This is a genomic window from Stenotrophomonas forensis, assembly GCF_028752115.1.
Lineage (GTDB): Bacteria > Pseudomonadota > Gammaproteobacteria > Xanthomonadales > Xanthomonadaceae > Stenotrophomonas > Stenotrophomonas forensis.
Genome location: NZ_CP082270.1, coordinates 2,912,816 through 2,927,107 on the forward strand (window position 1 = coordinate 2,912,816; position 14,292 = coordinate 2,927,107).

Below are 14,292 nucleotides of genomic sequence, written 5' to 3' on the forward strand. Positions count from 1 at the left end.
ACACTCTTCACATCCCGATGTGATATTCGCGAGCAAAAACGCATATACGCGCACCTTTTACCCCGCACTCCGAGCCCGCCGACTGCACATGAATGCGCAACTTTTCCGATTCCGCCGCGTGATCTCCGTCACGATTTTCTCCCTGATTATGTCCGGCTCCCTGGCAGGTTGCGCCAGCGACAGCAAGTTGGGTAAAGCGATGGACAAGACCCTGCAGGCGGTCGGCATCCGTGAGGAAAAACCCCAGGCGCCCCCGATCGTCCCGCTTCGCCTGTATGCCGGCAGCAACCTCAATGCCGGCAATGACAAGCGGGCCACTGCCGCGGTGGTCAAGATCTACCACCTGCGCAGTCTGCAGCGCTTCGAACAGGCCCCCTTCAACGCCTTCCTGGACCAGGCTGGCGAGCAGGCGGCCCTGGGTGCGGACCTGCTGTCGGTCAACGAAGTCGTACTGACCCCCGGTGCCCGGCAGGAATTGTCCGAGCAGTTGAGTGAAGGAAGTGCAGTGCTTGGCGTGGTCGCCCTGTTCCGCGCCCCGGCCGAGAATCGCTGGCGGCTCGCATTCGACACCAAGGGCAAGACCCTGCCGCAGGACGGGGTCACCATCGGCGTCCATGCCTGTGCGCTGACCAGTGACAGCAAAGCCTTGTTGACGCGCATTTCCGGAGATCCGGGCAGTCTTGCATCAATCCGTTGTGCAGGCGCGAAATAATATCGCGCCGGAATTCTGGCACCCAAATTCGTCGATGCGATAGTATCGCCAGTGCAAGGTTTGCCCCGGCCCGCTAAATGTGAGAAGCGACTCACGTTTTCACATTACTGGATGGGGAGTTTTGTCGCAGCGGAGCGCGACGATGACGGAACCGGCCCGCCAGGGCGATTTTTTTGAGCTATTTCCAAGGATTGAACGTGGCTTATGTAAGCAGGATGTCGAAGGTTCTCTGGGGTGAAGGGCTGTTCCTGCGCCCCCAGCATTTCCAGCGTCAGGACGCCTATCACGAAGCGCGGCTGCAGGACCTTTCGCAGACGCTGCATCCCTATGCCTGGGGTGCGCGCCGGGTGCGCTTCGATCCACATGCACTTGCCGGCGGCACGCTGCGTCCGCTCGACCTCTCGGCGGTGTTTCCCGATGGCGAGACCTACGACGCGCCGGCCCATGACAGCCTGCCCGATGCGGTGTCGCTGCAGGATCTGCCGCCGGGCGTGCAGTCCACCGTGGTCTACCTGGCATTGCCACTGCTGCGCGATGACGGCGCCAACTGCGCCGATGCCGAGGGCACCGCGCTGGCCCGCTACCGCCAGGCCAATCGTGACACCCAGGACCTGTTCACCGATGCGGTGGAAGCCGAACTGGCCTTCCTCAGCAAGGCGGTGAAGCTGCTGACCGATGATCAGCCGCGCGATGCCTACGCCACCGTGCCGGTGGCGCGCGTGCGGCGCACCTCCAGCGGCGGCTTCGAGCTGGATGACGAGTTCATTCCGCCGTGCGCGCAGCTGCAGGCCTCGCCGTTCCTGCACCGCGAACTGCGCGCGGTGCTCGACGCGCTGCAGGCCAAGGTGGACGCACTGTATGGCCTGCATCGGCAGACCTCGCAGAACATCATCGAGTTCCGCTCCGGCGATATCGCCTCGTTCTGGCTGCTGCACACCATCAACAGTTCGTTCAGTGCACTGGCGCATCTGCTGCATCATCCGCAGCTGCATCCCGAGCGCCTGCACCAGGAACTGCTGCGCATGGCCGGCGCACTGCTCACATTCTCCAATGCCTACCAGCTGGGCGACCTACCGGTGTATCGCCACGATCAGCCGGAAGCCTCGTTCCGCAAGCTGCTGGAGATCGTGCGCGCACTGCTGGATACGGTGATTTCCACGCGCTACTTCAAGATCGCGCTCAACGAGATCAAGCCCTCCTACCACCTGGGCCGGCTGGACTCGCAGCGCATCGATGGCAACGCCTCGTTCTACCTGTCGGTGTCGGCGTCGCTGCCGGCACAGGAACTGATCCAGAGCGTGCCGGTGCGGTTCAAGGTCGGCGCGCCGGATGACGTGGAGAAGTGCGTGCTGTCTGCGTTGCCGGGCGTGAAGCTGACCCATGCCGCACAGGTGCCTGCTGCGATCCCGGTGCGCCCTGGCAGCCACTACTTCGAACTGGACGCGCGCGGCGCGCTGTATGAGCGCATGCTCAAGGCGCAGTCGGTGATGATCTACGTGCCGGCCGGCATTGCCGAGCTGAAGATGGAACTTGTGGCGGTGACCTCATGATGAATTCCCCCCTGCCCCCGACTCCGGGCCCGATGCCGTCGCTGACCGCCAACGGCGCGATGGCCAATCCCACACCGCAGGCCGCCAACCCGCAGAGCCTGCAGGACCTGATGTCCGACGGTTTCTACCTGCTGTTGCTGCTCAAGCGCGGGCAGCTGCCGCATGATGCGGAGAGCTTCGTGCAGACGGTGCAGAAGTTCCTCGATGGCGTGGAGCGCAATGCGATGCGCCTGGGCGTGGCGTCCGAGGATGTCTACGCTGCCAAGTACGCATTCTGTGCCGCCGTGGACGAGGCGATCCTGTCACAGCCCTCGCCGTTGCACGAAACCTGGGAACGCAACCCGCTGCAGCTGCGTCTGTTCGGTGAGCACCTGGCCGGCGAGCATTTCTTCGACCGCCTGGAAGAGCTGCGCCGACAGGGCGCCGCGCGCCTGCCTTCGCTGGAGGTCTACCACTACTGCCTGCTGATGGGCTTCGAAGGCAAGTACCGGCTGGAAGGCACCGAGAAGCTGGGCTACCTGACCGCCCGCCTGGGCGATGAGATCGTCTACCTGAAGGGCAAGCGCCACGGTTTCGCACCTCACGCGCTGCCGCCGGACAATGTTCGCCACAGCCTGCGCCGCGTGGTGCCGCTGTGGCTGCCGGCTGTGGTGGTCGGCTGTTTTGGCATCGTCGCCTTCTTCGGCATGCGCACCTATCTTGGCCATGAGACGCGCCAGCAGCTGGCGGCCTACAACGACGTGGTGCAGATGCCCGAGCGCACTGCCCACATCACGATCACCCTGCCATGAGCCTGATGATATGGACATCCCAAGCTCCGCACTGCTCGCATCCCTTGCTTCGCTGTCCCATCGCGAACGCCTGATCCAGCTGAAGGGGCCGGAGGAAGGGCTGGTCGTCGAACGCTTCGAAGGCACCGAATCGGTCTGCGGCGACAACCGCCTGCAGATCGACTGCCTGGCCACCGACGCCTTCCTGGAGCTGGAATCCTGGCTGGAGCAGCCGCTGACCCTGCAGCTGCGCCAGGCCGACGGCGCGCTGCGGCAGTGGCATGGCCTGTGCACCGAGGCGGCACAGCTGGGCAGCGATGGCGGCCTGGCCCGCTACCGCCTGATCCTGGAACCCTGGACGGCGCTGCTGCGGCTGCGCCGCAACGCGGTGATCTTCCAGGACCAGGACACCCGCGCCATCTGCGAGCAGATCTTCACCGACTACCCGCAGGCAGTGTTCCGCTTCGACGTGCAGGCCGAACTGCCGGTCCGTGCGATCACCACCCAGTACCGCGAGACCGACTGGGCCTTCGTCACCCGCCTGCTGGCCGAAGCCGGCCTGGCCTGGCGCATCGAGCAGGCACAGGGAGATGAGGCCGCGCACACGCTGGTGGTGTTCGAGCCGGGGGCCGAGCTGCCTGACCGCGGCACGTTGCGCTTCCATCGCGCCGACATGGCCGAGGCGCGCGATGGCATCACCGCCTTCGCCGAGCGCCAGCAGCTGGTGCCCAACGCCAGCACCGTGGCCAGCTGGCACAGCGAGCAGGTCGGTGCCGTGGCCGCGCAGTCCAGTGCCGACGCTGGCAGCCTGCCGGCGCTGGAGGTCTATGTGCAGCCGCGCGCCGGCCGTTTCGCGCAGTCCGGCTGGGCCGATGCCGAAGCGCAGGCGCGGCTGGATGCGCTGCGCGTCGGCCAGGTGCTCTACAGCGGCAGCGGCAGCGAGCGCCAGCTGGCCGCCGGCAGCACCTTCAGCCTGGCCCAGCATCCGCAGCACGAAGGCCAGGCCTTCCAGCTGCTGGCGGTGCAGCACGTGGCCCTGAACAACCTGGACCAGGGCATCGCCGACCTGCTGGGCAGCCCGGCACTGGAGCGCGGTGCCTACCGCAACAGCTTCATCGCCACCGGCAGTGGCGTGCCGCTGCGCGCCCTGCCGCAGGACCGCCCCACCCTGCACGGCCCACAGACCGCGCGCGTGGTCGGCATCGCCAACGCGGCGGTGACCCCCAACCGCGAGCACCAGGTGCGCATCCAGTTCGGCTGGCAGCGCGGCAGCACGCCCAACCCCGGCGGCCTGACCGACACCGGCAGCGCCCAGCCCGGCCATGCCCCCGGCGACCACACCAGCGGCAGCTGGGTGGCCGTGGCCGAATGGGTGGCCGGCCCCAACTGGGGCACCAGCTTCCTGCCCCGCGTGGGCAGCGAGGTGCTGGTGGAATTCCTGCACGGCGACATCGATCAGCCACGCATCACCGGCCAGCTGTACAACGGCGAGGTCGCCCCACCCTTCGGTGGTGGCATCGACGAGAACGCGCGCCATCCCGGCGTGCTCAGTGGCCTGCATACCCAGGCCCACGACGGCAGCGGCACCCAGCAGTGGCTGATGGATGATACCCCCGGCCAGCTGCGTACCCGCCTGCACAGCTCGCTGGCCGACAGCCGGCTGGAACTGGGCTACCTGATCGCCCATCAGGACACCGCCCGCGGCGCGCTGCGCGGCGAAGGTTTCGAACTGGCCACCCAGGGCTGGGGCAACGTGCATGCCAGCGAAGGCCTGCTGCTGTCGGCCAGCCTGCAGGAGCGCGCCGCGTCCACGGTGATGGACAACGCCAGCGTGGTGGCGCAGCTCAAAGGCGCCGAACGCAGCCTGGAACAGATGCAGCAGACCCTGGCCGAGCAGCAGGTGCCGGGCCTGGCCGAGTACCAGCGCACCCAGCAGCTGCGCGAGCAGATCGACCCGAAGGCGCAGGGCCGCTACACCGGCGACGTGAACGGGCAGAGCGCGATGAAGCCCGGCAGCGACGGCCGCAGCCCTGGCGAGCAGCCGGTGGAACGGCTGGGCACGCCGCTGCTGGTGGCCGAAGCGCCGCACCACGTGGCCTGGACCACTGCGGCCAGCGCCGTGGCCTATGCCGGGCAGAACCTGCAGATGACCGTGCAGCAGGACCTGCACGTCAGCGCCGGCGAGACCCTCGCCACCGTGTCCGGCGAGCACGTCTCGCTGTTCGCGCAGAGCGGCCCGCTGCGGGTGATCGCCGCGCAGGGGCCGGTCAGCCTGCAGGCCAACGATGGCGAGCTGGAGCTGCTGAGCGAGCAGGCGCTGACCATCACCGCCACCGACGAGCGCATCGACGTGCTGGCGCAGACCAAGGTGGTGCTGCAGGCCGGCAGCAGTGCGATCACGCTGGAGGGCGGCAACATCACCTTCAGCTGCCCGGGCGAGTTCAAGGTCAAGGCGGGCGAGCATCCGTTCATGGGGGCCGATACCAACCCCGCCATTCCCGAGCACCTTCCGCGAGGCACGCAGCTGGTACCGCAGCAGTTCGGGCTGCGCCTGGTCGAGCAGTTCGGGCTGCAAGGACTGGCCGGCAAACCCTACACACTGGACATCGGCGGGCAACGCTTCGAAGGCGAGCTGGGCTCCGATGGCAGCCTGATGCATGAGATGCCCGAAGGCGCGAAGCAGGCCAAGCTGAAGGTGTTTCCGTTCGGCGCCGACAACCACCCCTGGGAATGGACACTCGATCTTGCCGCACAGAAGCAGACGGACGAGCACACCGGGTTGCAGTCGCGCCTGAAGAACCTTGGATTCTACGATGGCGCGGTCGACGGCGACTTCGGCCAGCTCAGCCGCATGGCCATGCAGCGCTTCCACCAGGCACGTGCGCTGGTTGGGCTCAATACACCCAGCCTTCCCGGCGTCACCTCGCTGGGCAAAGACCACGACATCTAGGACGGATGCATGATCTACGGCAATCACAACCTCCGACGAGGCGACCACGATGGCACGCCTGCGAACAACAGGCCGCCTCGCTGGGGTGGCGTCGACAACCCGCCCCCGCCCACGCCTGCGAACGCACAGACACCGCAGAACCAGGGCGGCGCGACGCTGGCGATCCCGCAGCACGTACGCCAGCTCCAGCAGGACCTGCGTACGCTGGGCTTCATGTTCGTCGGCACACCTGATGGTGGATTCGGCCGCGGCACCGAGTGGGCGGTACGAGAGTTCCAGATCTATGCCAGCATGGCCAATGCCGCCCAACTGAACCAGGGACGGCTGCACGGCTGGCAACCCCAGGCAGGCTTGACCGCACCGGAAGTGATGGCACTGGGACTGCGCCCCAATTCCAATCCACCGGAAAGCTATCACGTCGCCTCGCTGGACCGGGTCGCCAACGGATCGCGCTACACCGGCCCGATCAGCGGCGTGATGAACGCCAATACGCGCACAGCGATGGAACACTGGTTGCGCAACAACTATCGTTGCCCGGTGGTCATCGAGGCATGGCAGGTTGCCACCGGCAACAACCAGCGCACTACGCCGTATACCAACGGCGTCAACATCTGGAACTTCGACGAGATCACGCAGGGCACCGTGCGCAATGCCTCCAACCGGGTGGTCGCGCGCGTCCGGATGTTCAGCAGGGACTTCACCGGACACTACACGCTTCCCAACGGTCGCCGTGATGATCAGTACCAGTCGCTGGGCAGCTACGCGCGGTTCATGACCTATGGCGGCCCGATGAGCGAAGTGCCCAACCATACGTGGGCCGAAGCGGAAATGACGCCGGAACGCTTGATCGGTCCAGCGACCACCACGGCAATCCTGGCCGCCACACCCAACGGCGCCGCAGCGTCCACCTATCGTGTTGTGCGTGCCACGGCCGAGCAGGAATGCATGGGCATGTTCGACAGCATCAATGCCTACGATGACGCTCTGGTCTCTCTCGGCCCGTGCCATTGGACCATGGGCCTGATGCCTGCCGGCGGCTACGACAATGGCGAGCTGCCTGGCTTCCTGGCCTACTTCCTGCACCGCAATCAAGCCGACTACCAGCGCTATCTCGGGAATCTGGGTCTTTATCCGGCGACGGCCTGGGCAGGCGTCAACACAGGGCCGCTCTGGGACCGTACGGGCCGGAAGTACGTGGGCTGGATCCGCCATCACGACGAACAGACGCAACCTGCACAGGCGGCCACCGGTCTGGCGCAGCTGCCCATGGTCGACCGGGCGACCCTGGAAGCAAACTATTTCAAGACCTGGCACTGGTTCTATCGCTTGGCCATGATCGGTCGCACCTGCGCGAACTTCCAGCAGGCGATGTGGGATATGGTGCGCTTCCGTATCCGCGATATCCGTTCAGCCCCTATCACGGTCAATGTGGGTGCCGTCCATATCAACGGCACGCTGGGCGATATCTACACATCGGAAAAATCCGTCGCGATCCTGCTTCGGTGGCATATCTTCCGTCCGGGCCACGTGACCGGCGCCCGCGTCAGGGATTCGTTGACCCGTGCCATCAACGGCCATGCCCAGTTGAACTGGTCGACGGCACCGGCGCAATGGACCAACGCACACGAGCAGGCGATCACCGCGCAGTTGCTCACTGACGCACTTTCCGTCAACGACACGCAGGATCGCCTCGCCAACTGGCCGACCTATGCCGGGCGCAACGGCCGCAACTACACCCTCAACAATGAGTTGGGCGCCTTGCGCGATGGCCGCGGCTCCTTCCATTTCGATACCACGGGAATATGACCATGTCTTACGTCCTTCGCGCCGCGCCGCTGCTGGCCGGTCTTTGCCTGGCTACCTCCTGCGCGGCCAAGCAGCCTGTCGCCGACGTCCTGGACCGCGCCTGCGCAGCAGTCTCCATTGACGATCGGATCGAACTGCTGCCGCTGGAAGGAAAGCACGTCAGCGCCTGCCCGCCCGGAGATGATGAAGGTTGCCCCTACAGCGGGCAGCAGGGGAAGACGTCGTTGAGCGACACACCGGATCTGAACAAGGATGGCCGGAAGGATGCCATCCTGACCTACTTCGGCAGCAGTTACGGCGACATCGACGTGACCGACAAACTGGTCCTCGCCCAATGCAAGGACGGAACCTACATCCGTCTTCTGGAAGGAAAGTTCACGACATTGTCAGCACCTGCCATGCCCCATGCCGTGTGGCCTGAACTGGAAGCGACGCGGAATTGCCCGCAGGGCCACGGTGGTGCAGTCCGTACCGAGAAGATCCGGCTGACCTTCGATAGCAAGGCAGCACAGTATCGTGGACCTGCAGGCCTGAATCTGGTCGCGGCCTGCCAGGCCCAGGGCGACTGACCGAAGTACGCTGCGTGCTCACGGCACGCAGCGGGAAGCGGGACAGTATCCACGCCAGAGAACAATGAACCTGGTGAGAGCGTTGGATTTACCTGCCCCTCCCCCAGCAAGAAGCTCACCACCGCTTCAGGCATTACAGCGACGGCAAATTCTCCTGATCCTCAAGCGCGCTTGCTAGTCACCTCGGGCATGTCGACCTATGAGATGACGCCATTCACCATCAACGGTCGCAGGCTGTCTACTGCCGAAGTGGACGCTGATGACGGAAACGCCCCCTGCATCGGGCCACCGCAACTGGTAATGGGAGTCTGACGCAGACAGCATCAGTTCCGATCAGCTACAACCGCTCTTATGGGCACATCATGTCCTATGCGCACACCATGAAGCAGTTATCAAACAGGCTTACAGCACTGGTAGCCCTCTCCTGCCTTTGGGCTCCCGCTTGCTCATCAATGCCAAAGGACAACGAACTCAGTGCGCGCTCCCCAAGAGGAATTACAGTCACAGCTGATGGTCCGATTGCACGCAACTATCCGCAGACCAAGTGCCTTGACTTCCGGCGAAATCACAAGAGCATCGGATTTCTCTGTTTCTCCTCCAGCGAGCAGTTCATCACTGATTTCGGCATTGCAGCAACAGCGTCTCCTGATGCTCAGGAGCACTTGCAGGTAACCTCAGGCATGTCTACCCATGAACTGAAGCCGATCATCATCAACGGCCGCACGCTGTTTACTGCCGAAGTGGATTGTGACGACCGGGACGCGCCCCTGTATCGAGCCACCTCAACGTGTCATGTGGCATTCATGCCCGTGGCCAATGCCCACTTCTTCTATAGCAATTTCATTCTCAGCAATGAAGCGACTTCCACATCGGGGGTCGATGAGCGGACGGTCATGGACATCTGGAAAAGCCTGGCCAGTGCCAGTGGCGGGCATGGATGAGCACTGACGCAAGACGCATTCGCAGACCCGGTCAATGTCTCTTGATCGCTTTCATGCTGACCATGGGCGGATGTGGCGGGTCGGCCCCCAATGCGACGTTCGAGACCTCTCCTGCACTATCCGACGCGGATCTGAAAGGTCTTTACCCGGGCACGCTGCTGAGGCAGGTGGTGTTCGAGGACATCGACGGCGCGGGCCTGCTGCTGATTTCGCGTAGCGAACAGACATCGCCGGCGCAGGAAGACAAGGAACCATTGGATCAGATCACCCTGCGTGCAGAGCTGTTCCGGCGTCCTAGCCTGGCGGCGCCCTGGACGTCACGCTGGATCCAGGAAGATCCGGTCCAATGCGAAGGCCTGGACCTGGACGCCGGCTATTTCCTGGACCAGGTAACCGCAACCGACCTGGACAACGACGGCCGCGCCGAGCTTACGTTGGCCAGCCACAGCTTCTGTGGCGGCGGCGTCGACCCGCAGCAGTTGCGCATCGGCCTTCGCCAGGGGGAGCAGTATTACGAAGTACGTGGTGAATCGCTGGTGCAGGTGGAAGGCGATGAACCCTTCGGCGGCGACCGGCAGGACGATCCTGCGCTGGCTTCGGCTGCGCCAGTGCTGCGCGCGCACGTGGACAAGGTGTGGGAAGCGATCAAGCGCGGCCAGCCTGGCCCGCCGTGAACGCCGCGCCTTGATCCAACGCATGCCGTCGCCATGGGCACGGTGCTATGGTGGCGCCATCATGCCCCACCTGGAGCCGTTCCAATGACCCGAATCAGCATCACCCGTCTCGCCGTTGCCGCCCTTGCCGCGCCCCTGCTGCTGTCGGCCTGTGTCAGCACCCCCGGCCCGGAAGTAAAGGGAACGGGTCGCTGCGACGCCAGTCAGCTGGGCTGGGCGGTAGGCCAGCCAGGCAACGAAGAAAACCTGCGTCGGCTGTCGCGTGAGAGCGGCGCGGGCCTGGTCAATCCGATCGGCCCGACCACCATCACCACCAAGGACATCCGCCCGGACCGCCTGCGGGTCTACATGGACAAGGACAACATCATCACCGCCGCACGCTGCGAGTAAACGCTGCCACAGGCTTCTGTAGAGTCGAGCGATGCTCGACTGCTCTCCGGTCAGGCTGCACGGAAAGCCAGCCGAGCGCAGGCTCGGCTCTACAGGGCTCAGGGTTCGGTATAGCCTGCGCAGTCCGGCAGCGCCTGGTCCGGATGGAACATTCCTTCGCTGAAGCGGAACAGACGTGTGTAGCTGCACGCCGGGTCCTGCTCGGTGCGCAGGTCCTTTTTCTTCAGCGGGCCCTTGGCCAGTGAATCCTCGAAGCGCGAGGCGCCGGCAGGGAATCGTGTGGCCACGGTCTGGTAGCGCAGCACCGGCATGGCCTGCGCAACCGGGTCCAGTCCCAGTTTCGCCGAGAAACTGTACTCATCATGGCAGGCCCCGGCCCGTTGCCTCGCATCCTGTTCACTGAAACAGGCCCGGATCGACGCATTGCCCTGCCACGGAACGGTCAGTACATCGTCATCCACCTGGATGTCGTCCTGCAGGTGGCGCACGCGTGCCAACTGCAACGTGGACGCATCGGCACCGCCGCCGGAATACATGCTGCTGAAGGAGACGATGCCCCCTACCAGTACATTCTGGCGGGCGCGCTGCTGCGGGTCGGTCACCACCGCATCGCTACCCACACCGGGGGCCAGGCGCACGATCCATGGCCACAGCTTCAGTTCGCTTTCCTGCGGCACGTCGATGCTGACGTGGTAGACATGCGGGTCGCCCTTCGTGGCTCCCCGCTCCGACACCTCCAGCGTTGTGGGCCGATCACCATCGTTGGCCACCGGCTGCACGCGCACGCACCATGCGCCATCGGCGGTGCAATGACGCACCCCTGCCGCGTCCAGCACCTGTCCCAGCGGCTCCATCACGTTGCCTGCCGCATCACGCTGCTGCGGCAGGATCGAGCCCTGGGCCAGCGCGAGAAGCGGCGTGGCCAGCCATGCGGTACACAACACGCTGCGCGCTACGGTGATGGGCATCGGGGTGGCTCCTGCATGTGGAATGCCGATGGTAACCGCTACCCCGTAGAGTCAAGCTTGCTCGACTGCATGTAATCCGGCAAAGAGGCCGCAGAGCAAGCTCGACGCTACCCGGATCGGTTGTCTAGCCGCAATCGCAGCCACCCCACCCCTTTGCCTTCGACGTCTGGCCGATACCCGGGTTGAAGGTATTGCTTGGGTCCAGCTGCTTGTAGAACCCGGCCAGCGCCGGCTTGGCCGGGTACAGGTGGCCGACGTTGTGCTCGGCCGGGTACTCGGCGCCGCGCTGGTCCAGCAGCGCCCACATCGCGTGCTCGATCGCCATCGGGTCTTCGCCCCTGCGCGCGATGTAGTCCTGGTGGAACACGTGGCACAGGAAGTGCCCGTAGTACAGCTTGTGCAGCAGGCGGTTGTCGATGTCGGCGGGCAGCTGCTCGAACCAGTCGGCATCGTCACGGCGCAGCGCGATGTCCAGTGCCACGATGTCCTGCACCTTCTCGCGATGCACTTCACGGTAGCGCACGGCAGCACCGGCCACCGCGAAGCGATGCAGGAACGCCTTGCGGCCCTCCTCTGCCGTGCAGTGGAAATAGCCGCCTTCATGGCCTGCGAAGAAGTCCCGCAACCAGGCCTCGGTCTGCGCTGCGTCCTGCGCGGACACCTTCAGCAGCAGATGATGTTCATAGCGCTGGCGGAACTCGCCCATGCGCTTGGGCAGGTGCGAAGGCAGCAACCCGGTCAGCACCTGCATCACCCGGTCGGTCACCCCGCGCAGTCCCAGCCGCTCGAACCAGCCATCGACACGACTCTTCAGCGCAAAGGCGGCCGGCACGCGGGCAGTGCCGAGACGGTCGATCAGCAGGAAGCTGTCCTTGCCGTAGCGTTCGCCGATGTCATAGGCATCGCGGTGGATGTACTCACCGGCAATCGGCAGGCGCTCGAAGCCGGTCAGCAGCTGGCGCCGGATCGCGCTGAGGCTGTCGGTGCGGTTGCTGCCGATGTAGAAGACCTCGGCGGCCTCCTTCTCGAAGGTATCCAGCCGCACCGCGAATACCGCCAGCTTGCCGGCCGATCCCGCTGCCTCGAAATGACGGCTGGGGTCGGCATTGAAGCGCGCCGGGGTATCGGCATCGACCCGGCGCACCTCCTCGGCATAGCGCGGATCGGAGGCGGCGCGACCGTCGCCATCGCCGACGTCGGCGGGCGTATAGTCACCGCTCTGCAGGCGTTGCAGGATCTGCTCGGGTGTATCGCCCAACGCGATGCCCAGATGGTTGACCAGCTGCAGCTGGCCCTGCGCATCGACCTGCGCGTACAACGCAAGCTCGGTATAGGCCGGGCCGCGACGCACCAGCGCGCCGCCGGAGTTGTTGCAGATTCCACCCAGCACCGACGCGCCGATACAGGACGAGCCGATCACCGAATGCGGCTCGCGGCCCAACGGCGCCAGGGTCTGTTCCAGCCGATCCAGCGTTGCGCCGGGCAGGCACAGCACCTGCCGGCCGTCGTTCAACAGCTGGATGCCGGTCAGCCGCAGCGTGCTGACCAGCACGATCGGCCGCCCATAGTCGTTGCCATCCGGGGTCGAGCCGCCGGTCAGGCCGGTGTTGGCCGCCTGCAGGATGATCGCCGCCCCACCCTGCACCGCGGCCTGCAGCACGTGCCACAGCTCCAGCAACGTGCCCGGGCGCACCACCGCCAGCACCGGGCCGTCGCCGAAACGGTATCCACGGCGGAAGCGGCGGGTGGCCTTGTCACCGGTCAGTACATGGCGGCTGCCGACCGCATCGCGCAACTGCGCCAGCACGGCATCGTGGCCACTCACGGCAGGCTGACCAGCGAGTCACGGCCGATGTCGGCGATGCGGCGCGCACCGGTCAGTGTCATCGCCACGCGCATCTCCCTGGCGATCAGGTCCAGCAGGTTGGCCAGCCCGGCTTCGCCCTGCGCAGCCAGTGCATAGACGAAGGCACGGCCCAGCAGCACGGTGTCGGCGCCCAGCGCCAGCATGCGCACCACGTCCAGGCCGGTGCGGATGCCGGAATCGGCGAGGATCTTCAGGTCGCCCTGCACGGCATCGGCAATGGCCGGCAATGCGCGTGCGGTGGACAGAACGCCGTCCAGCTGGCGGCCACCGTGATTGGAGACCACGATGCCATCGGCTCCGAACTTCACCGCATCACGTGCATCATCCGGATCAAGGATGCCCTTGATCACCATCGGGCCCTTCCAGAATTCGCGAATCCACTCCAGATCCTTCCACGAAATGGACGGATCGAAGTTGCTGCCGAGCCAGCCGATGTAGTCCTCCAGCCCGGTCGGGTTGCCACGGTAGGTGGAGATGTTGCCCAGGTCATGCGGGCGGCCGAACAGGCCCACGTCCCAGGCCCAGTGCGGATGGGTGATGGCCTGGCCGATACGGCGCAGCGAGGCGTTCGGCCCGCTCATGCCGGAGTGCGCGTCACGATAGCGCGCGCCCGGCACCGGCATGTCCACGGTGAACACCAGCGTGGTCACGCCCGCGGCCTGCGCGCGCTCCAGCGCGTTGCGCATGAAGCCACGGTCGCGCAGCACATACAGCTGGAACCACATCGGCCGCTGGATCGCCGGCGCCACTTCTTCGATCGGGCACACCGAGACAGTGGACAGGGTGAACGGGATGCCGCGGCTGTCGGCCGCGCGCGCCGCCTGCACTTCACCGCGCCGGGCATACATGCCGGTCAGGCCGACCGGCGCCAGCGCCACCGGCATCGCCAGTTTTTCGCCGAACAGTTCGGTTTCCAGGCTCAGGTCGGACATGTTGCGCAGTATGCGCTGGCGCAGCGCGATGTCGGACAGGTCGGAAACGTTGCGCTTCAGCGTGTGCTCGGCATACGCACCGCCATCGATGTAGTGGAACAGGAACGGCGGCAGCCGGCGTTCGGCTGCAGCACGGTAATCGGTGGAGGCGGAGATGATCATG

The 14,292-nt window shown here is 65.4% G+C and carries 12 protein-coding genes; 9 read left to right on the forward strand and 3 right to left on the reverse strand.

The features are described from left to right. Positions 1–88 precede the first annotated feature (88 nt). From tssJ to K5L94_RS13580, 9 genes are all read left to right on the forward strand, one after another. Positions 89–712, forward strand: a complete 624-nt coding sequence (tssJ, locus tag K5L94_RS13540; protein ID WP_053450037.1) for a type VI secretion system lipoprotein TssJ — start codon at positions 89–91, stop codon at positions 710–712. Between the two features lie 215 nt (positions 713–927). After that, on the forward strand, positions 928–2,262 hold the full coding sequence (tssK, locus tag K5L94_RS13545; RefSeq protein ID WP_053450038.1) for a type VI secretion system baseplate subunit TssK: 1,335 nt from the start codon (positions 928–930) through the stop codon (positions 2,260–2,262). After that, positions 2,262–3,053, forward strand: coding sequence for a type IVB secretion system protein IcmH/DotU (icmH, locus tag K5L94_RS13550; RefSeq protein ID WP_040007497.1), 792 nt, complete (start codon positions 2,262–2,264; stop codon positions 3,051–3,053). The genes tssK and icmH overlap by 1 nt, the downstream gene beginning before the upstream one ends. Before the next feature lie 10 nt (positions 3,054–3,063). Next, positions 3,064–5,982 carry a type VI secretion system tip protein TssI/VgrG gene (gene tssI, locus K5L94_RS13555; protein WP_053450040.1) on the forward strand — a complete coding sequence of 973 codons (2,919 nt, stop codon included), beginning with the start codon at positions 3,064–3,066 and terminating at the stop codon, positions 5,980–5,982. 9 nt (positions 5,983–5,991) lie between these two features. Beyond that, complete coding sequence (locus tag K5L94_RS13560) at positions 5,992–7,788, forward strand: peptidoglycan-binding domain-containing protein (protein WP_053450041.1); 1,797 nt, start codon at positions 5,992–5,994, stop codon at positions 7,786–7,788. A 2-nt stretch (positions 7,789–7,790) separates the two neighbouring features. Beyond that, a complete protein-coding gene (locus K5L94_RS13565) occupies positions 7,791–8,357 on the forward strand; it encodes a hypothetical protein (protein ID WP_274510649.1) in 567 nt (188 codons plus the stop codon). A 362-nt stretch (positions 8,358–8,719) separates the two neighbouring features. Further along, entirely contained in the window at positions 8,720–9,298 is a 579-nt protein-coding gene (locus tag K5L94_RS13570; protein ID WP_148564976.1) for a hypothetical protein, read from the forward strand. Continuing rightward, complete coding sequence (locus tag K5L94_RS13575; RefSeq protein ID WP_148564977.1) at positions 9,295–9,972, forward strand: M949_RS01915 family surface polysaccharide biosynthesis protein; 678 nt, start codon at positions 9,295–9,297, stop codon at positions 9,970–9,972. The genes K5L94_RS13570 and K5L94_RS13575 overlap by 4 nt, the downstream gene beginning before the upstream one ends. A gap of 84 nt (positions 9,973–10,056) precedes the next feature. Further along, positions 10,057–10,362, forward strand: a complete 306-nt coding sequence (locus K5L94_RS13580) for an I78 family peptidase inhibitor (RefSeq protein ID WP_238581807.1) — start codon at positions 10,057–10,059, stop codon at positions 10,360–10,362. Between the two features lie 98 nt (positions 10,363–10,460). On the opposite strand, the gene K5L94_RS13585 is transcribed toward K5L94_RS13580, so the two are convergent. From K5L94_RS13585 to lldD, 3 genes are all read right to left on the reverse strand, one after another. After that, positions 10,461–11,330, reverse strand: coding sequence for a hypothetical protein (locus K5L94_RS13585; RefSeq protein ID WP_053450045.1), 870 nt, complete (start codon positions 11,328–11,330; stop codon positions 10,461–10,463). A gap of 124 nt (positions 11,331–11,454) precedes the next feature. Further along, entirely contained in the window at positions 11,455–13,155 is a 1,701-nt protein-coding gene (gene dld / locus K5L94_RS13590; RefSeq protein ID WP_053450046.1) for a D-lactate dehydrogenase, read from the reverse strand. Continuing rightward, positions 13,152–14,291 carry an FMN-dependent L-lactate dehydrogenase LldD gene (gene lldD / locus K5L94_RS13595; RefSeq protein ID WP_053450047.1) on the reverse strand — a complete coding sequence of 380 codons (1,140 nt, stop codon included), beginning with the start codon at positions 14,289–14,291 and terminating at the stop codon, positions 13,152–13,154. Before lldD ends, dld begins: the two co-directional genes overlap by 4 nt. Between the last annotated feature and the right edge of the window lies 1 nt (position 14,292).